At 63.9% G+C, this 19011-nt stretch carries 18 protein-coding genes; 7 read left to right on the top strand and 11 right to left on the bottom strand.

Translation table 11 applies throughout. From position 1 onward, the window contains the following. Positions 1-3: 3 nt before the first annotated feature. The 3 genes from H8F27_RS03650 to H8F27_RS03660 form a co-directional block, all read right to left on the bottom strand. Entirely contained in the window at positions 4-345 is a 342-nt protein-coding gene (locus tag H8F27_RS03650; protein WP_197151327.1) for a hypothetical protein, read from the bottom strand. A 177-nt stretch (positions 346-522) separates the two neighbouring features. Then, positions 523-1419, bottom strand: coding sequence for a hypothetical protein (locus tag H8F27_RS03655; RefSeq protein WP_197151328.1), 897 nt, complete (start codon positions 1417-1419; stop codon positions 523-525). A gap of 840 nt (positions 1420-2259) precedes the next feature. Further along, on the bottom strand, positions 2260-4059 hold the full coding sequence (locus H8F27_RS03660) for a recombinase family protein (protein ID WP_197151329.1): 1800 nt from the start codon (positions 4057-4059) through the stop codon (positions 2260-2262). Between the two features lie 70 nt (positions 4060-4129). Between H8F27_RS03660 and H8F27_RS03665 the strand changes: the two genes are divergently transcribed. The 5 genes from H8F27_RS03665 to H8F27_RS03685 are packed head-to-tail and all read left to right on the top strand — an operon-like array spanning position 4130 to position 7497. Continuing rightward, positions 4130-4261: a LuxR C-terminal-related transcriptional regulator gene (locus H8F27_RS03665; RefSeq protein ID WP_197151330.1), complete on the top strand. Its 132-nt coding sequence runs from the start codon at positions 4130-4132 to the stop codon at positions 4259-4261. Between the two features lie 45 nt (positions 4262-4306). Then, entirely contained in the window at positions 4307-5050 is a 744-nt protein-coding gene (locus tag H8F27_RS03670; protein ID WP_197151331.1) for a hypothetical protein, read from the top strand. A gap of 4 nt (positions 5051-5054) precedes the next feature. Further along, a complete protein-coding gene (locus H8F27_RS03675; protein ID WP_197151332.1) occupies positions 5055-5654 on the top strand; it encodes a GIY-YIG nuclease family protein in 600 nt (199 codons plus the stop codon). Positions 5655-5692: 38 nt separating this feature from the next. Then, positions 5693-7210: a leucyl aminopeptidase gene (locus tag H8F27_RS03680; RefSeq protein ID WP_197151333.1), complete on the top strand. Its 1518-nt coding sequence runs from the start codon at positions 5693-5695 to the stop codon at positions 7208-7210. A gap of 29 nt (positions 7211-7239) precedes the next feature. Next, positions 7240-7497, top strand: coding sequence for a hypothetical protein (locus tag H8F27_RS03685; RefSeq protein WP_197151335.1), 258 nt, complete (start codon positions 7240-7242; stop codon positions 7495-7497). 7 nt (positions 7498-7504) lie between these two features. On the opposite strand, the gene msrA is transcribed toward H8F27_RS03685, so the two are convergent. The 8 genes from msrA to H8F27_RS03725 are packed head-to-tail and all read right to left on the bottom strand — an operon-like array spanning position 7505 to position 15606. After that, positions 7505-8140, bottom strand: a complete 636-nt coding sequence (gene msrA / locus H8F27_RS03690) for a peptide-methionine (S)-S-oxide reductase MsrA (protein ID WP_231596504.1) — start codon at positions 8138-8140, stop codon at positions 7505-7507. A gap of 17 nt (positions 8141-8157) precedes the next feature. After that, positions 8158-9342 carry a lipid-A-disaccharide synthase gene (lpxB, locus tag H8F27_RS03695; RefSeq protein WP_197151338.1) on the bottom strand — a complete coding sequence of 395 codons (1185 nt, stop codon included), beginning with the start codon at positions 9340-9342 and terminating at the stop codon, positions 8158-8160. Continuing rightward, positions 9342-10148, bottom strand: a complete 807-nt coding sequence (gene lpxA / locus H8F27_RS03700) for an acyl-ACP--UDP-N-acetylglucosamine O-acyltransferase (RefSeq protein WP_197151339.1) — start codon at positions 10146-10148, stop codon at positions 9342-9344. Before lpxA ends, lpxB begins: the two co-directional genes overlap by 1 nt. Then, complete coding sequence (gene fabZ, locus H8F27_RS03705; protein ID WP_197151343.1) at positions 10148-10648, bottom strand: 3-hydroxyacyl-ACP dehydratase FabZ; 501 nt, start codon at positions 10646-10648, stop codon at positions 10148-10150. The genes lpxA and fabZ overlap by 1 nt, the downstream gene beginning before the upstream one ends. A 5-nt stretch (positions 10649-10653) precedes the next feature. Further along, entirely contained in the window at positions 10654-11544 is an 891-nt protein-coding gene (gene lpxC, locus H8F27_RS03710; protein WP_197151344.1) for a UDP-3-O-acyl-N-acetylglucosamine deacetylase, read from the bottom strand. Further along, entirely contained in the window at positions 11545-13797 is a 2253-nt protein-coding gene (locus tag H8F27_RS03715; protein ID WP_197151350.1) for a BamA/TamA family outer membrane protein, read from the bottom strand. 43 nt (positions 13798-13840) lie between these two features. After that, positions 13841-14596: a phosphoribosylaminoimidazolesuccinocarboxamide synthase gene (purC, locus tag H8F27_RS03720; protein WP_197151351.1), complete on the bottom strand. Its 756-nt coding sequence runs from the start codon at positions 14594-14596 to the stop codon at positions 13841-13843. Further along, complete coding sequence (locus tag H8F27_RS03725; protein ID WP_197151352.1) at positions 14593-15606, bottom strand: hypothetical protein; 1014 nt, start codon at positions 15604-15606, stop codon at positions 14593-14595. The genes purC and H8F27_RS03725 overlap by 4 nt, the downstream gene beginning before the upstream one ends. Before the next feature lie 66 nt (positions 15607-15672). Between H8F27_RS03725 and purD the strand changes: the two genes are divergently transcribed. Together purD and H8F27_RS03735 are read left to right on the top strand one after the other, a co-directional pair. Next, positions 15673-16989 (top strand): phosphoribosylamine--glycine ligase, encoded by a 1317-nt coding sequence (gene purD / locus H8F27_RS03730; RefSeq protein WP_197151353.1) that lies wholly within the window; start codon positions 15673-15675, stop codon positions 16987-16989. Continuing rightward, positions 16986-18971, top strand: coding sequence for an ATP-binding protein (locus H8F27_RS03735; protein ID WP_197151355.1), 1986 nt, complete (start codon positions 16986-16988; stop codon positions 18969-18971). The genes purD and H8F27_RS03735 overlap by 4 nt, the downstream gene beginning before the upstream one ends. Positions 18972-19011: the final 40 nt, after the last annotated feature.

Raw genomic sequence — 19011 nt, forward strand, 5'->3', positions numbered from 1 at the left:
AGCTCACCGCTCTACCCTCCAGCTAATTACGCGGCGACAATTAGGTAGGCGGGCGCCTTCGTAGTTGACACCGGGCAAGCTGGTCTCCTGGCCGTGTTTCCCAGCCGGCCGGAAGTTGAACCCATACCTGGAGAAGGTGGTCCCGCGGGGTTTGGCCCCCACCAGAAGCTGGACCTGGGAGGTGGGAAGCTCCCAGCTGTTTCGGGCCGCTTTCGTCAGGAAGGAGAGCAGACCATCCAGGTGGGAGACGGCCGCGGCCACCAGCTCCTCCGGAGCCTCCTGGTCCTCCTCGGGCTCCTCCAGCAACGGGGGAAGAGGCTGGCTGGGAGCAGGGACCAGAGCCATCTCCGGAGATGTCTGGAGACGTCCAGGAAGACCTCTGGCTTCTCTCCAGCCAGGGCCGCTAAGTTTTTTTATTAGGGGGGGGGGCATACACGGGTGGAGTACCAAGGCTTCATTGGACCTATCATGAATAGTGTCACATATCCAGAGATCCTTCACCCCTAGAGAGCGAACTTTGATTTACAATGCGCTGCTCCGAAGTTCGTCATATTCAGCCTTGGTAGCAACGCTTGAATTAAACGCATCTCTTATGTGTTTTCTTCTCGAGTAAACTCTAAGACTGTCTATATTGATTGCCCCTAAATCTTTAAGCATGCTTGGAACCGACAAATACTCGTGCGCCTTTCTCATGGCATCTTGCGCTTCTCTGGCATAGGCGCATAGCGATTCGTGTTCAGCTTGCAATACATTGATCATCTTTAGCAATTGCTTACTATTTCCCGAAAGCAGCTCATTTGATAATGATGCATAATATGTAGCAGTTATAGGCTCAAGCGTGGCCTCCAGCTCTGCTGCTGCTTTGCACGCCCATTGAGCTTCGGGAAGATTAAGAAACATCAGACTACATACCTCCGCGTCAAGTGAGCCTTGTCCAAAAAAAGAGACAGAGCCTTGTCGACACAACCTATCCAGGCTTGCATTGAATAGCGGAATAGAAGGCCACCTTCTAATTGGGGGGAAACTTAAGAAGCTTAAGTCGATTAAATGCCATCGCCCTGGTTCAATTCTAAATGAAAAGCGACCGCCGAGGACGCCTCCAGTTGCAGTTGTGAAATTCACTAATTCATTTGATTGACCAAGATCAGGCTCGATGACTGAGCAAAAGAGTGTCAAGAAGTCTGTGCCTACATCTGTCCCTTGTGGAAATTCACTTATGCCAATTTCATCGATCCGAATGCACCTTACTTGGTCAGTTTGCTGAATCCCATGCAATCCTACAAATGTCTGCCGGAGACTGGGCAAAATGGATTTGGCAGCTCGTACATTCTTGGCATGTATAAGCGTGCCGGCTACTGGCAAACCAATCAAGATTACTGCGATGACAAAGACGAGTAAAGGCATAAAGCTGAAAGCCATCTGCTGTCTCTTATTGTATGACGATGTCAAGGCTCAGCTTATGGCCACCCCGATAAATTCCTGTAAGCATTCAGGGGTCGGGTCGCTACGCCGCGCGAATACGCGCCTCATAGCTATCCCTGAGTGGGCAAAGATGCATTGCGGCACTTTCTTCTGCTCTCAGGGATCTGGCAGCAGTGACGGCATCACCCCGCCGCGGTGATGGGCGATCCAGGCCTGCTCGAGGAACTCCCAGACGTCGCGGCCCTGTTGCCGCAGGGTGGCGGTAACCGTCAGTAGGCGGCTGCGGCGTTGTTGGTGGGCTCGATTCCCCCGTCTCCAGGAAGGTCCAGAGGCCGCCTGTAACCTTCTGGAGCCACTGGCATTTCCGCACTGTGCTGGCCCAAGACGTCAGCTCGCCGTGCTGGTAGCCCCAGCACCACTACCTGCTGCAGCGTGGTCTCAAATGCACGGCGAATCGGCAGGCAGCTTTGCTGCAAGGAGGACCAGTCAATCTTTTCCTTCTTGTAGCGGTGTCAGTGGCCAAACAGCTGCTGCTCTAGGTCCAGCAGCTTTGCTCCGAATTGAGCGCCGGCGCCCGGGCGTTCGGCGATGGCCGTTAGATCGCGAACCAGGTGCGCCAAGCACAGCTGGCGTTGCTGTTGGGCAGGTGGTTGTAAGCCGAGAAGCGATAGCTCAGACAATCCCCCCCCCAAAAAAAAAGGCAGTACCGAGCAGCTCAATCGCAGCAGCGGCCTTTAAACTGCCTAGCCCCTGCAGAAACGCCTTCGCCAGCGGTGTGACAGTCCCTGCACGGCGACAATTAGGTAGGCGGGCACCCAGGCCGTTGTCGGGCCGCGGTCACGGTGATGACGTGGGACTGGAGACCTGGGCTGCATTTTTTACCGCCTTGCCTTGGAGCATCCCCACAGAATGCGCAACAGGCTTGGCTTGCCGTCGCGGCCGGCCAACCTTTGCGGCCATTTGCTTCTCAGCCTTGATCTCCCCCAACCGCACTTCCCTATCGACCTCGCTGAAGCCAAGGACGGCCATGTCAGCGAGGGTCTCGTCAGAAACCACCTTTCCCGCCCCCGCCCGGTAGACGTGAGCCTCACCCCAACGGTCGCCTTCCTGCCAGCTGAGGCAGCTGAGGTGTCGGCCCTGGAGTCTCATCCGCACACCGAGATTCCTTAACCAGCCATTGAATCGCTGCCGCTCCGAAGGATCTTGACGACCATCCGCCAGGAAGGCCTTCACCTTGGTCTTGATCTGCTCGCCCATCTGTTTGCCGCTGGGCTTAGACAGCAACGCCTGCAGCGCTGCATCCACCTTCAGTAGCTGGCGCTTGGTCTGATCTGCGGCTGCCGTGGCTTTCCGCACGGTGCTAGCCAACATGTCCGCCGTGTCCTTACCCAGCTGGCCATCGAGAAGGAGCCGTGAAGCGTTCCCCTCCGCGTTAGCGGCCTGCTGCTGCTGCTTGGCCAACGTGGTCCGCAGCGTAAGGCGCTGCCCCTCAAGCTCCCGCTGCTGGCGCGTATCGGCCTTAACGCTGAAGAACTTGTCCCACCGTTGCGCCATGAAGGACAGCAGCAACGCTTCCTCGTCGTAGTTGAGCCAACCGACCTGCTCGGCGCAACGCAGATCGAGATGTCCCTGGCAAAGAAGCTTCTCGTACCTGCCGCCATGGCTGGCGCGATGCCCCAATGGCAGGCCGCAGGGGCATCTCAGCACCCCGGCAAACAGGTTGCGCACCCGCATCGAGTTGCGATCTCGCCCTGGTGCCGTATCTCTCGCCGTGGCCAGAGCACGGCAGCGGTCGAATTGACCGAGGTTGACGATCACCGGGAAGTAACCCTGCAGCGTCTCGGTGTTGCCGTCTGGATCAGTGATCTCACGCTCCCCCAACACCCGGCGATCCTTCAGGAGCAGGCCAGTGGTGGCGCCCGTCACTGTGCTGCCGGCGGTGTTGGTGAAACCCTCAGCCGTGAGCTGTCGGCCAATCGCGGCGTGACCCAGCCCCTGCTCGCTGAGCTGAAAACACCGCTGCACCATCGCCGTGCTGGCGTTGGACTTGAAGTCGCCAGCAGCGCCATCCCAGTCGAGCCAGAACGGCCTGCAACGTGGCGATGGGTCCTTCTGGCCTGCCTTGATGGCCTCATAGCGCTTGGCCCAGTTGGCCTTGCTGCGCATCCCGTTGCGCTTGCTGAACTCGTGCGCCGCCTGGATCTTCACCACCAGCACCAGAAGCTTGCTGGCATCGGCGGCAATGGTGACCCGGCTGTATTCCTGCTGGTCCTCCAGGGTGATGACCCGCACGCCGCTGCCGACCAGCCCGCTCAAGATCGTCTCAATGGCATCCAACGGTTCCTGCCGACTGAGCCGGTCGATGGCCTCGACCAGCAGCACGGGACTGGGACCGAGCTGCCCGAACTGCGCCAGCTCCAGGAAGTGCCCCAAAGCACCCTTGAGGTGGCGGCCGCTGTATGCACTCCTGCCGCGATCAGAAAATGCCAGCTGCTGATCGAGCTGGTGGCCGTTGGCCGCACACCAGAGCGCCGCTGCATCAGCCTGCCGATCAAGGCCATGGCCGACGACCTGCTGGCCACTGCTGACCCGCTGGTAACTGAAAGCGACGGGCGCCGCCAGACTCTCAACCGTCACAAACGGAGCCGTCCGGCGCTGCCGTGTCGATGGCATTAGCACCCCAGAACTCCCTCCATCATTACAGTCCGTGGCGCAACAACAATGGAACACGGTCAAAACCCACCTGCGCAATCTGAGCGCCAAGCTCCGGGCCCGGGATCGCACCCACGCGGCCGTGCTTGGCCTGCGTCTGGGGCTGATCGACTGGCCGAACGACTAAGACCCCAGCTAAGTTCGGTGCAATTCGAATCGGCAGCGTTCCGCCATGGCCCAGAGGCACTGGTTGGACCCCCTGGCGCGTCAGCTGCTACGGGCAACCGGTCAAATTCCAGCGGCAGCGCGGCAGCCCAACCCTCCCGAAGGGAGCCCTACCAAACCAACCCAGACCAGGCCAACCCAGGGCGAACCCACCCAGCCTGAGGCCCTGGCCTTAGAGGAGGTAGAGCGTGAGCTGCTCGCCCTCAAGTTGCAGCAGAATCCAGGCCTGCGGCTTAACGATGCCAATGCGGTGCAGCGGGCCTCTGCCCTGGGTTGGCGCCTGGATGTGAACCGCGCCACCGCCTCCGACTGGCTGCGCTTGCCAGGGATGGCGGCCTCCCAGGTGGATCTGTTGCTGCGCCTCCAGGCAAGTGGAATCCAGCTCAGCTGCAGCGAAGACCTGCAGCGGGTGCTGGAGCTGCCCGAATCCCTGGTGCAAACCTGGCTACCGCTGCTGGAGTTCCGTTGGTACAGCGAGCCCGCCCCGCCAGCAATGCCCGCCAAGCGGATCGATCTCAATCGGGCAGCGGCGGGGGAACTCCAATCGCTGGGCCTTGACAGCCAACGGCTGGGCCGGCTGCTGCTCGAACGCAACCGCGCTCCCTTCCTCGACCTGGCCGATCTGCAACAGCGGCTCCAGCTTCCGGCCGCCCTGGTGGAGAGCTGGATTGGCCGGGTGCAGTTCAGTCCAGGCCCCGCCGGACCTATCTTGCCGCCCGCCGCTAAAGGAGCGGCCAGTAAGGGGCCCTAGGCCGATGGCACGTCAGGGAGAACTATTTGGGAGATCGCAGCTTGGTGAAGTGGGCCAGATAGGGACCGGGGCCATCCCCCTGCTGGCCCACCAACTGGAGCAATGGCAGGGGCGGCTGGCCTGCCACCAAGGGCCCCTGTTCGCCAACCAGCAGGCTGCTGCCGAACAGATTTCCCTATTCGGCAGCAGGGGCGACACGGCCGAGCAGCAAGCCGAGCACTTCAACCCCCTGAGCCTCCAGCCCCAACCCCTCAGCTTCTGGCGCTGGCCAGCCGCCCCCCAGCACGGCTGTGCCCTCTATTTCGTGGCCGATCGGCCAGCAGGCCTGGGCCAGCCCCTGCTGCTCTACGTGGGTGAAACCGGCCGGGCCGACCAGCGCTGGAAAGGCGAGCACGATTGCAAGGCCTACCTGGCCGCCTACGGCGAAGCCCTGCTCAAGGCCAACCTGGTGTGCCAGCTCAGCATCCGCTTCTGGCTGGATGTGCCCAGCGCCCTAGGAGCTCGCCGCGCCCTCGAACAGGCGCTGATCCGCCGCTGGCTGCCGCCCTTTAACAAGGAGACCCGCAGCCGTTGGGCCACACCCTTCCAGGCCGATCCGGCCTAGCGGCGCTGGCTACGATCCCCCCTCACCCCGGCCGGCCCATGGAGTTTCGCTGCATCCCCGACGCCCTGCCCACAGCCCTTGAGCACTGGCAGGGCGACTGCCTAGCCGTAGGCCTGTTCCAGGGGTCTGAAGACGGGCCTGACCAGCCCCAGCTCGAGCAGCTGACAGCTGCCCTGGGCCAGTCCCTGGCCGAGCCGCTCGAGCGGCGACGATTCAAGGCCAAGCCGGGGGAATCGCTCAGCTTCGATCGCCTGGGAGCCACACCCCAAACCCTGATCCTGGTGGGCCTGGGCAAACCGGCCAGTTTCTGCCTCGCCGACCTGCGCCAGGCCTGCGCCGCCGCCAGCCAGGCGGCCGTTGCGGCAGGTTGCCGCCATCTGGCCCTGGCCATGCCCCTCGAGGCCCTGGAGGCGGGAGCTGCCGCCCAAGCGATGGCTGGAGCAGCCCGGCTGGCCCCCTACAGCGACCTGCGCTTCAAAGGCGAGACCGAGCCCCGCACCCTGCCCGAAACCATCAGCCTGATCGGGGTGGCCGCCTCCTTCGAGCAATCACTGGCCGGGGTGGGGGCCATCTGCGCCGGAGTTGAACTGGCGCGGCAACTGGTGGCCGCCCCACCCAACGTGGCCACCCCCCAGCACCTGGCCGACACCGCCGCCGCCATTGCGCGCGACTTTGGCGGGGAGCTGAAGCTGCTGGAGCGCGCCGACTGCGAAGCCCTTGGCATGGGGGCCTACCTCGGCGTTGCCCAGGGCTCCGACCTGGCCCCGAAATTCATCCACTTCACCTACAGGCCCGCCGGGTCGGTGCAGCGCCGGGTTGTGCTGGTGGGCAAAGGCCTCACCTTCGATTCCGGCGGCTACAACCTCAAGACGGCGGGCTCCCAGATCGAAATGATGAAATACGACATGGGCGGCAGCGCTGCGGTGCTGGGGGCCGCCAGGGCCCTCGCCGAGCTGAAGCCCGACGGGGTGGAGGTGCATGTGATCGTGGCCGCCTGCGAAAACATGATCAGCGGCGGCGCCGTGCACCCCGGCGACATCCTCACCGCCTCCAATGGCAAGACCATCGAGATCAACAACACCGACGCCGAGGGCCGCCTCACCCTCGCCGACGCCCTGGTTTACGCCTGCAAACTCGAACCGGATGCGGTGGTCGATCTGGCCACCCTCACCGGGGCCTGCGTGATCGCCCTAGGCGAGGAGATGGCCGGCCTGTGGTCCAACAGTGATGGCTTGGCCGATGCCCTGCTGGCTGCGGGGCAGGCGGAAGGGGAGGACCTCTGGCGCATGCCGCTGCGCTCCTCCTACAAGGCGGGGCTTAAAAGCCAGTACGCCGACCTCAAGAACACCGGCCCCCGCCCGGGGGGCTCAATCACCGCCGCCCTTTTCCTGCAGGACTTCGTCACCCCGAAGCTGGCCTGGGCCCACCTCGACATTGCCGGAACCGTCTGGAGCGACAAGGGCCGGGGCGCGGATCCAGCCGGCGCAACGGGGTTTGGGGTGCGCACTTTGGTGCACTGGATCTGCTCCGGAGCGACCTCCGGAACCGCGGCCTAGGTTTGGGGCCTTGCCTCCCAGCTCCTTTGATGGCCGCTCAGAAAATCCGCTGGTACGTCAAAGCCCAGCTCGGTGTGCTGCTGCTGCCGGCCGGGCTCTGCCTGTTCGGTGAGGCCGTGATCCGCAAGGGCGTCCAGGTGCTGGCGGCGACGGGAAAGGTTGAGACCCTGACCACACCCGGCCCCTGGTTTTGGTATGGCACCTTCGGCCTGATTCTGATCAATGCGGGCGTGGGCCTGATGATCGAAAGCGGCCTGCTGCGGGGCTATCCGGGCCGCAAGCCCTAGGTGGGTGTCAGGTTTTAGCCGTTGGCACGATCCAGGCCCTGCCACTGCGGGCCCGGGAGCCCCACACTGAGTCGAGGCGCCGATCGCGGCCGCAGGCCCAGCGGTAATAGTTGTATTTGACCTTGTTGCGCTCGGCGTAATCCTGGTGATAGTTCTCTGCCGGCCAGAAGCGCTTGAGGGGTTTGATCTGCACCTTCAGCGCCTCAGCAGGTCGCCGAAGTTCGGCTGCAGCCGCACGCAGGCTGGCCTGGGCCTGGCTCCGCTGCTGATCCCCTTTGACAAAGATCACCGGGCTGTAGGAGCTGCCGCGATCACAGAACTGGCCGCCCCCATCAAGGGGATCGATATTGCGCCAGTAGGCCCGCAATAGGTCGCCGTAGCTGATCCGGGCCGTATCAAACTTCACCAGCACCACCTCCTGGTGGCCGGTCCCCCCCGCCGAAACCTGGCCGTAGGTGGGGTTCTCCAGCGAGCCACCGCTGTAACCGCTCTGGGCATCCAGCACTCCGGCAAGAACCTCGAGGTCGTGCTCCAGGCACCAGAAGCAGCCCCCCGCCAGCACGGCTTCCTGAGTAGGTGCTGCCAGAGCCGGAGCTGGCGCCCAGCTGGCCAGCAAGAGCACCAGGCCGAGCAGCCAGGCCATCGGCCTCACCCATCGCTTCATCCGGCTGCCAATAATTGGTCAAAGATGGCCACTGCCGCCCGCTGGGTCACGCCGGGCTCGCCCAGCTCCAGCCGCAGCCTGCGGTAGCCCTCGAGCATGGTATGGCGAGCTGCATTGCCGCCATCAAGTAAGGGCAGGGCCTCCCGCACGATCGCCGCTGCCGAGAGGTCCTCTTGGAGCAGTTCCGGCACCAGCCGCTCGCCCAGCACCAGGTTCACCGGCGAAATGTGGGGCACGCTGAAGCGCAGGATGTGGCGGGCCACAAAGGCGGTGACGGCGCTGACCCGGTATACAACCACTTGGGGCACGCCCCGCAGGGCCAGCTCCAGGTTCACCGTTCCCGACTTGGCCAAGGCCAGATCGGCAGCTGCGCAAAGACAGGCCTTGAGTTCATCGGAGTCGCAGGCGGGGATGATCTCGGCGCGCACCCCGGCCTGGCTCAACTGCAGGGACAGATGGGCTTCGAAGCCGGGCAGCCCAGCCGGCACCACCACCTGGAGCTCCGGGCGCTGGCGTTGCAGCTCCGCAGCAGCAGCGACAATGTGGGGCAGCATGTAGCGGATTTCCTGGCGCCTGGAAGCAGGCATCAGCAACAGCACCGGAGCATCGAGCAGCCCGAGTTGGCGGCGGGCCTCCTGGCGACTCGGGAGCTCGCCGAGCGTATCTACCAGCGGGTGCCCCACGTAGGTGACCTTGGCGCCGCGACAGCGATAGAAGCGGGCTTCCTCCTGGAAAATCGCCAGGATCTGGTTGGTGAAGCCGATCAGATTGGAGCGGCCCCCATTGCCAAACTTGAAGGCCCATTCCTGGGGGGCGATGTAATAAGTCACCGGCACCCGGGGAAAGCGCCGCTTGAGCCGCAAGCCCAGGCTCACATTGGGGCCCATATAATCAATCAGTACCACCCCATCGGGCGGGTCTGTGCTGAACCAGCGCTTCAGGCGGCGCTGCAACCTCAGGGTGGGCAGCACAAAGGGAATGGCCTCCAGCAGGCCAATGGCCCCCATCCGGGTCGTGTTGGCCAGCAGTTCCGCACCGGCCCTTTCCATCCGCTCGCCGCCCAGAGCCACGATCTCCAGATCCAGCTTGCGGCGGCTGGCCTCCTGGTGCAGTGCCTTGACCAACAGCGCTCCCTGCAGATCCCCAGACACCTCGCCCGTGCTCACCAGCAGGCGCAGCATCAGCGCCCCCCCGGAATCGGGCCGCGGCGGGAGGGGCCCAGGGAGGCCTCCAGGAAGGCACAGAGCTGGGCGACGGCGCCCCGGGGGGGCTCCAGGGTGAGTTGCCCCAAGGCTTCGGCAAGGGTGAGCCCACGGCGATAGATCAAGGTCCAGGCCCGCTTGAGCTGCTCAAACTCCTGGCCACCATCGAGGTCAATCAAACCACTGCGCTGCAAACCGATCCTGTTGAGGGCCCGCACCCGGGCGGGGTGGCCCTCCACCAGGGTGAAGGGGGGCACATCCCGCTCGATGCGGCTCATCCCCCCCACCATCGCCAGGGTGCCGATGTGAACAAATTGGTGAATGCCGAGCACTCCGCCGATAACAGCCCGATCTCCGATGACCACATGGCCGGCCACGGCGACCCCATTGGCAATCACGATCCGATCGCCCAGCTCACAGTTGTGGCCCAGATGGGTGTAGGCCATCAGCAGGTTGCCACTGCCCAGGCGGGTCTGCTGGTTGCCGGTGGTGGCGCGGTTGATGGTGACGCACTCCCTGATGGTGTTGTCATCGCCCAGCACCACCTCGGTGGGATCGCCGGTGTACTTGAGGTCCTGGGGCTCTAGGCCGATGCAGGCCCCTGGAAAGATGCGATTGCCCCTACCCAAACGCACCCTACCGTCGAGCACCACATGGGGCCCGATCCAGCAACCGGCTCCGATCTCCACATCCGGGCCGACCACGGCGTAGGGGCCCACCTCAACCCCATCGGCCAGCTGGGCCCTGGGATCCACAACGGCGGTGGGATGGATCAACGTCGCCATCAGTCCACCAGCGAGAACATCAGTTCTCCGGAGCAAACAAGTTTGCCCTCCACGGTGGCTGCAGCCTTCACCTTGCCAAAGCGCCTGCGCTTGAGGCTGAGCAGCTCACAGCTGATCAGCAACTGGTCGCCAGGCACGACGGGCCGGCGAAAACGCACTCCATCAATTCCCGCGAAGACAAACAAGCCGTTCGGCAGATCGGGCATCTGGGTGACGATCAACCCACCCACCTGGGCCATCGCCTCGACGATCAACACACCTGGCATCAGGGGGCGACCGGGGAAATGCCCCTGAAACTGGGGCTCGTTGCAGCTGACGTTCTTGATGGCCACGGCCCGTTTGCCCGGTTCATGCTCAATCACCCGGTCGACCAGAGCAAAGGGATAGCGGTGGGGAAGTAAGCCCTGGATCTGCTCGTTGGTCAGAATCACCCCGCTGGTTGCTGGAAGTTCAGTGTCGGCTGGAGATAAAGGGGGCTGGGGAGCGCTGGATTCAGACAAGGGCATCAACCGGGAGAGGGATGGGCGGAATTGGGGCTGGAGGGGGAATTGACTGCCGGCAGACCAGCCAGAACAGCCGCCATCGAGGTGTGGAGCCCATGGGAACCGCGATAGGCGAAAACCTGGGCCCTTGGCAGGCCCACAAGGGCAAGGTCCCCCATTAGGTCCAGAATTTTATGGCGCACCGGCTCCTCGACGAAGCGCAGGGGTGGATTGAGCCACTGATCGCCGTCACATACCAGGGCATTCTCCAGGCACCCCCCCCGAATCAAGCCCGCTGAGCGCAACTGGTCCACCTGGGAGCGCAGACCGAAGGTGCGAGCCGGAGCGATCTGCTCAACGAAACTGGTGGGGCTCAGGTCCAGGGAAAACAACTGGCGGCCGATCGCCGCATCGGCAAATTCAATGGCCGCGCCCAGACGCAGCCCCGCATGGGGAAGGGCAGTTGCAAAGCTGGTCCCACTGCAGACAGTGATGGGCGCGTCCAGCTCCAGTCCCCCGGAGCTACCTGGCAGGACCTGGAGCCCCGCCTCAGCCAAAGCCTGCACCCAGGGGAGGGCTGAGCCATCCAGCAGGGGAATCTCCTCGCCGTTGACCAGGATTTCGGCCTGGGTAACCCCGGTGCCGGCCAGAGCAGCCAGCAGATGCTCCACGGTGGCCAGACGCCTTTGATCCAGCTGCAGGGCCGTACACAGGCGGGTATCACTAACCTGGCTTGGGGTGAGGCGACAGAGGGGCAGCTTGGGAGCGTCGAGCCAGCCGACCCAGAAGCCGGAACGCTCAGAGGCCTGGAGCCGAACTGTGGTCTCAAGACCGCCGTGCAGACCAACCCCCCGCCGCTCCACCGGGTCTTGAATGGTCCAGCGGCCGGAGTAATCGGCGGGCCACTGCATCATCTAAAACTTCCAGCCCACACCGAGGTTGAAGCGCCACTCGCTGGAGAAATCCTGGGTGGCAACCTCCAGGCGCAGGGGGCCCACCGGGGTGGTGACAATCAGTCCGACCCCAGGTGAATAGCCCTCACCTGATTTACCAAGCAGCCCACCCGGGTTACCTGGGATACCGCTCTGGCTGCCGAAAGTGGTGCCTGCATCAAAGAAAATCTCGCCGCTGATGATGCTGAAAATAGGAAAGCGGTACTCAATCGTCGCCTCGGCAAAACTCTTGCCAACCCCGAGATCGCAGTCGTAATAGCCCCTCACCGAGTTGCCGCCTCCAAGGCAGAAGGCCTCATAGGGAGGAATATCGCTACCCACCAGGGTTCCTGCCGACACCTGGAAAGCCAGGGCCTGCTTGCAGTCTTTGGTTTCACCGGGCTTGGGCCGGCAGCCCTTGAAGATCTTCAACCACTCCACAGGGATGTAGTGGGTGAAGCTGCCCCGCAGTCGGTTGAAGGTGGGGGAGTTCTCACCCACCGAGATGAACTGCTCAGTGCCCAGGCTCAGGAAATTGCCCTTAGTGGGATTACGGGGATCGTTGAGGGTGCTGTAGGTGGCTCCAACCCGGAAGCTCACCAGCTGGTTTTCCGAGGCGCAGTTGTAGGCCAGGCAAATCACCGAAGCACCGTTGCTGGTGTTAAAACCCCCATCGGGCTGAAGATTGCCCACCACGCCCCTTGAATACTTGGACCCAGAGAAATCCATGGGGGTGACCTCCTGGCCACCAAAGGAGAGAATCAGATTCCAGGGAGCTTTCTTGAAGGGGTTACCACGATTAAGCGGCCGCACAAACTGCACGTTTGCACCGACTCGCTGAATTGCAACCGTGTCAAAGTTCGTTGTGCCCGTGCCCTGATTAGAGCCTGCAGGGTTCTCATCAAACGAGGTAACTACGTCGAAATCAGAGCCGGTATAGTTTTGCAGCTGATAGCTAAACGATGAATTTTCGCTCTGGAAGAGCTGGGGCACTTCCCGGCTGAAGAAAACGCGAGCCCGGAAGGAGGTGCGATATTTGTTGTCCTTGATCCAGGGGTCGGTGAAGGTGATGTCACCGAGACCACCGTATTGGCCGTAGGAGATATTGGTGCCGAGGTCCCAGGCGCGGCCGAAGAGGTTGCTGTCATTCAACTGAATCTGAGCAAATGCACCCTGGCTCTGGCTATAGCCAATACCACCAGATAGGGAGCCGCTCGACTGCTCGACGATGCCCAGCATGATCACAACTTTGCCGGGCTCAGCTGGCACCGGCCTGAGGGTCACCTTGACGTCGCTGAAAAGGCCCGTGCCATAGATCCGCTTGATGTCCTCTTCCAGCTCCCGGCGGTTGAACACCTGGCCCGGGCGAAGGGACACCTCCCTGGTCACAACCCAGGGTTTGGTCTTGCCGCGGATCGGCTCACCCTTGTCGTTGGTGGCTGAGCCCTCCTTATTGAGGAACTGCACTTCAACGCCCTCCACGGTGCCCTGGCGCACCAACAGCTCGACCACACCTTCGGGACTGACCCGGCTGGGGCCGGTGATGCGGGCCAGGGAATAGCCCTGGTCTGCATACCAGCGCTGCAGCTCCTGCATGCGGGACTGCAGGGTGTTGAGATTGAGCGTCTTGCCGTAGTCGGCCGCGAAGGTGTCCTTAACCACTTGGGCAGGCAGCTTGAGATCGGCCGGATCGAGCTTGATTTGCTGGAGCACGGGGTTGGCCACCACCACCACCACCAGACGCACACCCAGGGGGCCATCGACAGGCTGGATGCGCACATCGGAGAACCAGCCGCTGGCGTAGATCGCCGAGAGATCCGTCTGCAGCTCGGTGCGGGTGACCAGGGAACCCGGGGTGGCCGCCATGGCCGCATAGGCCGCCAGTTCGAGCCGCTCCCGCTCGGGATGGTCCTGCAGCCCCTCGATCGCCACCTCGGCGATCAGGACCTTGGGTTCGGCCTTGGGTGCTGGCTCGGTGCTGGCAGCTGGCGCGGGGCTGGCGGCCGGCTGCTGGGCTGGGGAGGTTTCGGCTGGGGAGGTTTGGGCCGGGGCTGGGGTTGGGGTTGGGGTTGGGGACGCAGGATCGGCCAGTGGGTTGTCCAGCTGCTGAGCAGCGGGCTGGGGTTGCCCGCCTGGCGGCGCTGCATCCCCAGACTGGGCAAGGGCCGGACCAGCAGCGAACAGGGCAAAGCCCAGCAGGGACACCGCAGCCTTTAGACCCAGCAAACCAGCCATGTGATGGGGGGGCAGAGCGGCAAGGCCGCAAATGCCGACGACCTTACCCGTAGACCATGGGTTGGGGACATGCCCCTTGGACCCGTTTGCAGACCTCCCCGTAGGCCTCGACAACGCCGCCAAGATCCTGGCGGAATCGGTCCTTGTCGAGAATGCGGTCGCTGACATCAGCCACGGCCCGGTCCCAGAGCCGGCAGGTGTCGGGACTGATCTCATCCGCCACCACCAGCTCACCGTAGGCAGTAAAGCCCAGCTCGATCTTAAAATCCACCAGCTGTAGGCCGATTGAGCTGAACAGGGCTATCAGTTCCCGGTTCACCTGGCGAGCCAACTCTTCGAGGCGGCGCCTTTGATCGGCATTCACCAGCCCAAGCAGCTCCAGCCGCGCTTCGGTGAGCAGGGGATCGCCATAGGCATCATCCTTGTAATAGAGATCCAGCAAGGCGGGCTCCAGACAGGTGCCCAGCTCGATCGGCATCTGCTTGCAAAGGGATCCGGCGGCCACATTGCGGATCACCACTTCAACTGGAATCACCCGCACCGGACGCACGAGCATCCAGCGGGTGTCCCCCACGCCCAGATAGTGGGTGGGAACCCCACGGGCGGCGAGGTACTCAAACAGTCGGGCCGAGATCTGGCAGTTGAGCTCCCCCTTGCCCGCCAGTTCGGCCTTTTTGAGGGCGTTGAAGGCCGTGGCGTCATCCTTGAACTCAACCGCCACCAGGTCGGGGCGATCGGTGGCATAGACCCGCTTGGCCTTGCCTTCGTATAGAAGCGAACCGAGGCAGTAGGCCGTCATGGCTGGGGATCGGAGAACGATTGGGGGGCATGGCCGCCAGGGGAGCGCGGCGAGCGCAATTGCCGCTCCAACTCGGCCTGACGGGACTGGGCCGTACGACCCAGCAGCCATTCTGCGTAGGCATCGTCGATGCCACGGCTGAGCCGCAGCCGCCGCTCCGCCGCCCGCTCGGTCCGCTCCGGGGTGCCCTGGCCCAGGGCCAGCTGCTGATCGAGAATCTGGCCCACCAGGCCCCAGGCCCCGGCGGTGGCTGCCTGCTCCAGGGCGAGTTCCAGCAGCCGATCCTGTTCAACGGCTGGGAGCCCATCGAACAACGCCACCGCCTGGGCAAGGCGCGCCGCATTGACGGCCCCCGGCTGGGTTCCACTCAGCAACACCTGGGCGGCCCGCTGCCGCTGGCCCAGGCTTTCCAGGTGGCCCGCCAGCAGATCCAGGGCCGAGCGCGTCACCGCGGTGCCGTCCTGCCGCCGGCTCACCGGCAGCTCAAGTGCCTCCAGCTGGGCCAGGTTCCCAGCCGCGAGTCGCCGCAGGGCATTGGCCGCCACCTGGTGGTTCAGGCCGGCCTGGGCAGCCCGCCACTGCATCACCAGCCACTGGATCCGCTCGGCACCGGCTGCTGGGCTGATCCGGGCGAGCACCTGCAGGGCCCCATCCGGGGCCTCGCAGCGCAGCAGAACCTCTGCATTGGCAAACACCACAGCCAGGGGCTGGGGGGCGGGATGGAGGCCGAGCAACCGCTGTTGCAGCAAGCGCAGGCGGGGCCCATCTCCCTGCTCGACGGCCGTGGCGCAGGCCCCGTCAAAATCACTGAGGTTCCCACTGGCCAGCAGGGTCTTAAGGGCAGGATCAAGCTCCACTGGCTTGACAGCCGCCCCACTGGGGGCGGACCCAACCAGGACCAGGGCCAGCGAGACCGAAACCGAGGCCAGAGCCGCCAGCAGCGCCCGGGCGCGGGGGGAGAATGGCGCTGGGCTTGCCGGCATCTGCTGGGGCTGGGCCCACGGACCCATCAGGCAAGGTCCAACCTAGAAGAGCTTCTGCGTCAATCCACCCCCATTCCGGAACGTCCAGGCCCCATGGCTCCAGCTCCCAGCCCCTCTCCCTGCCCAGCTCCCACCAGGATCCTGGTGGTCGGCTCTGGCGGGCGCGAAAATTCCCTGGGCTGGGCCCTGGCCCGCTGCCCAGGGGTGGAGGCCGTTTGGATCGCACCGGGGAATGGGGGCACTGCTGAAATTTCAGGCTGCAGCCAGCTGGAAATCGCCGAATCCGACCCTGGGAGCCTGCTCGCCGCCTGCCGTGACCACGCCGTCGAGCTGGTGGTGGTGGGCCCAGAGGCACCTCTGGCCGCCGGCCTGGCGGACCGGCTGCGCGAAGCCGGCTTCCCGGTGTTCGGGCCCGGGGCAGATGGGGCCCAGCTCGAGGCGAGCAAACAATGGGCCAAGGCCCTGATGCTGGAGGTCGGGATACCCACCGCCGGCTACTGGAGCGCGAGCAGCCGGGAGGAGGCCCTGGAGGTGCTGGAGGCCGCAGGCAGACCGCTGGTGGTGAAGGCCGATGGCCTGGCCGCTGGCAAGGGGGTGACCGTGGCTGCCAGCCTGGAAGAGGCCCGTGCGGCGATTGAGGAGATTTTTGCCGGTCGTTTCGGCGAGGGCGGCGGCGCCAGGTTGGTGCTTGAGGAACGCACCCATGGGCCCGAGGTGTCGGTGTTCGCGCTCTGTGACGGCCAGCGGCTGGTTTTGCTGCCCAGCGCCCAGGACCACAAGCGAATAGGTGAGGGCGACACCGGACCCAACACCGGCGGCATGGGCGCCTATGCACCGGCGCCGCTGCTGGATGGGGGGGGGCTGGAGCAGGTGAAGCGCCTGGTGCTCGAACCCACCGTGGCCGCCCTGCGGGCCCGGGGCATCGACTACCGCGGGGTGATCTATGCCGGCCTGATGCTCACCGAACATGGGCCCAGCGTGATCGAATTCAACTGCCGCTTCGGCGATCCGGAATGCGAGACCCTGATGCCGCTACTCGGGCCGGAACTGGCCCAGATCCTGCTGGCCTGTGCCAACGGCCAGCTCGACCAGGCTCCGCCACTCACCATCCATCCCGGCTGCAGCGCCTGTGTAATTGCCGCCGCCGCGGGCTACCCCGGCGAGATCCGCAGCGGCGATGTGGTGCGCAGTGAACTGGTTAGCAGCAACAGCCTGCAACTGTTCCACGCGGGCACCCGGCGCAGCGGCGACGGCAGCTGCCAAACCAGTGGCGGCCGGGTGCTGGCCGTGGTCGCCCAGGCCGAAAGCTTTGATGCCGCCTTCGAGCAGGCCTACGCCGGCCTGGCCCAGGTTCACTTTGAGGGCATGACCTACCGGCGGGACATCGGCCACCAGGTGCGCAGCCTATGAGCTGGCGCCAGGCCCTGAATCGCTGGTGGCAGGAGTTCAGCCTGCAGACCAAGCTGCTGGCGGTGGCGACCCTGGTGGTCAGCCTGCTGATGACGGGCATCACCTTCCTGGCCCTCAACGGCATTCAACGGGACGCCCAGCTGGGTGACACCCGCTACGCCCGTGACCTGGGCCTGCTGCTCTCCGCCAACGTGACCCCGCTGGTGGCGGAGGGCAATGACCGGGAGCTGGCGGCAGTCGCCGATCGCTTCTGGCGCTCCAGCCGCAGCCTTCGGTATGTCTTCTTTGCCGACCCTGAGGGGGTGATCTACCTGGGCATCCCCATCGGTGCCAGCTCGGGCAGCAGCGAACTGCTGCTCAGCCGCAGGCTGGAGCTGCCGGAGGATCTACGCAAGCGCCCGGACACCCCCCTGATTCGCCAGCACCTCAGCCCAGATGGCCAGGTGACTGACGTCTTCGTGCCGATGGTGAGTGAGGGGAAATATCTGGGGGTGATGGCCCTGGGCATCAACCCCAATGAGACCCTGCTGGCCAGTGCTGCCCTCACCCGGGAGGTGACCGTGGCGGTGTTCATTTCGATCTGGGTGCTGGTGATCCTGGGGGCCGTGTTCAACGCCCTCACCATCACCCGCCCGGTCAAGGAGCTGCTCCAGGGGGTGCGCTCAATCACCGGTGGCAACTTTGAAACCAGGCTTGCCCTGCCGGTGGGCGGTGAGCTTGGCGAGCTGCTCGAGGGTTTCAACGCCATGGCGGCCCAGCTGGAGGACTACAAGGCCGCCAACATCGAGGAGCTGACCGCGGCCCAGGTGAAGCAGGAATCCCTGATTGCCACCATGGCAGATGGGGCCGTACTGCTCGATGCCGAAGGGGCAATAGTGCTGGCCAATCCCACCGCCCGCCGCCTGTTCCGCTGGGAGGGCCGCAAGCTCGAAGGCAGCGACCTGATCGCCGAACTGCCCGAAAGGTTGGCGATGGAGCTCCAGTCAGCTCTGGAGAGTCTGATCTGCAGCGCCCGCGACAGTGCTGATGTGCGCTGCCGATTTGGCGAACCGCCCCGCACCCTGCGGATCGTGCTGCAATCAGTGCGGGATGCCACCGGCGAAAGCCTTAAGGGAATCGCCGTCACCATCCAGGACCTCAGCCGCGAGGTGGAATTGAACGCCGCCCAGAGCCGCTTCATCAGCAACGTCTCCCACGAATTGCGCACACCCCTGTTCAATATCAAGAGCTACGTGGAAACCCTCCACGACCTGGGCGACCAGCTCACAGAAGCGGAAAAAAAGGAGTTTCTGGGCATCGCCAACGATGAAACCGATCGACTTACCCGGCTCGTCAACGACGTGCTCGACCTCTCCAGGCTGGAATCGGAACGGGTCTGGACCCTCGAACCGATGGAGCTGACTGCCGCCATCGAACAGACCCTCCGTACCTATCGGCTCAATGCGGATGAAAAGGAGGTGGCCCTGGACTTTCACGCCGACCCCCAACTGCCTCGGATTCTGGGCAACTGGGACCTGCTGTTGCAGGTGTTCGACAACCTGGTGGGCAATGCCCTCAAATTCACCCCCAAGGGTGGCAGGCTACAGCTGCGGGCCTATCCCTGGCCAGATCTCTGCCAGCTCACCCCAGGCACCGAACCGAATAGCGAAAGTCCGAGCTGTGAGCTGACCTCACCCCTGCCCAGGCTGCGCATCGAAATCTCCGACAGCGGCTGTGGCATCAGCGAGGCCGATAAGGAGCGCATCTTCGAGCGCTTCTACAGGGTCGAAAACGCGGTGCACACCGAAGCTGGAACAGGACTGGGCCTTTCGATCGTGCGGGGCATTCTCGAAAAACATGGGACCCAGGTGCGCATGGCCAGCGAACCGGGCACGGGCTCCACCTTTTGGTTCGACCTGCCGCTTGAGGGTTCCGACAACGACGAACTTCGACTCCTCTCCGAACGACGGCGTTACGACCAGCTGGAGCCAGCCAACTCCTAGTGTTCAGTCCCGCAAATAACTGATAGAATATGAAGTGTCT

Source organism: Synechococcus sp. CBW1108 (assembly GCF_015840335.1).
Lineage (GTDB): Bacteria > Cyanobacteriota > Cyanobacteriia > PCC-6307 > Cyanobiaceae > Cyanobium_A.

Bases quoted from the DNA above. Each gene is read 5' to 3' on its own strand.
- H8F27_RS03655 (WP_197151328.1), bottom strand. From the start codon at position 1,419: ATGGCTTTCAGCTTTATGCCTTTACTCGTCTTTGTCATCGCAGTAATC.
- lpxB (WP_197151338.1), bottom strand. From the start codon at position 9,342: ATGCTGCGCCTGCTGGTGAGCACGGGCGAGGTGTCTGGGGATCTGCAG.
- H8F27_RS03715 (WP_197151350.1), bottom strand. From the start codon at position 13,797: ATGGCTGGTTTGCTGGGTCTAAAGGCTGCGGTGTCCCTGCTGGGCTTT.
- H8F27_RS03680 (WP_197151333.1), top strand. From the start codon at position 5,693: ATGGAGTTTCGCTGCATCCCCGACGCCCTGCCCACAGCCCTTGAGCAC.
- purD (WP_197151353.1), top strand. From the start codon at position 15,673: ATGGCTCCAGCTCCCAGCCCCTCTCCCTGCCCAGCTCCCACCAGGATC.
- H8F27_RS03685 (WP_197151335.1), top strand. From the start codon at position 7,240: ATGGCCGCTCAGAAAATCCGCTGGTACGTCAAAGCCCAGCTCGGTGTG.
- H8F27_RS03650 (WP_197151327.1), bottom strand. From the start codon at position 345: ATGGCTCTGGTCCCTGCTCCCAGCCAGCCTCTTCCCCCGTTGCTGGAG.
- msrA (WP_231596504.1), bottom strand. From the start codon at position 8,140: ATGGCCTGGCTGCTCGGCCTGGTGCTCTTGCTGGCCAGCTGGGCGCCA.
- purC (WP_197151351.1), bottom strand. From the start codon at position 14,596: ATGACGGCCTACTGCCTCGGTTCGCTTCTATACGAAGGCAAGGCCAAG.
- H8F27_RS03675 (WP_197151332.1), top strand. From the start codon at position 5,055: ATGGCACGTCAGGGAGAACTATTTGGGAGATCGCAGCTTGGTGAAGTG.
- lpxA (WP_197151339.1), bottom strand. From the start codon at position 10,148: ATGGCGACGTTGATCCATCCCACCGCCGTTGTGGATCCCAGGGCCCAG.
- lpxC (WP_197151344.1), bottom strand. From the start codon at position 11,544: ATGATGCAGTGGCCCGCCGATTACTCCGGCCGCTGGACCATTCAAGAC.
- H8F27_RS03670 (WP_197151331.1), top strand. From the start codon at position 4,307: ATGGCCCAGAGGCACTGGTTGGACCCCCTGGCGCGTCAGCTGCTACGG.
- H8F27_RS03735 (WP_197151355.1), top strand. From the start codon at position 16,986: ATGAGCTGGCGCCAGGCCCTGAATCGCTGGTGGCAGGAGTTCAGCCTG.
- H8F27_RS03725 (WP_197151352.1), bottom strand. From the start codon at position 15,606: ATGGGTCCGTGGGCCCAGCCCCAGCAGATGCCGGCAAGCCCAGCGCCA.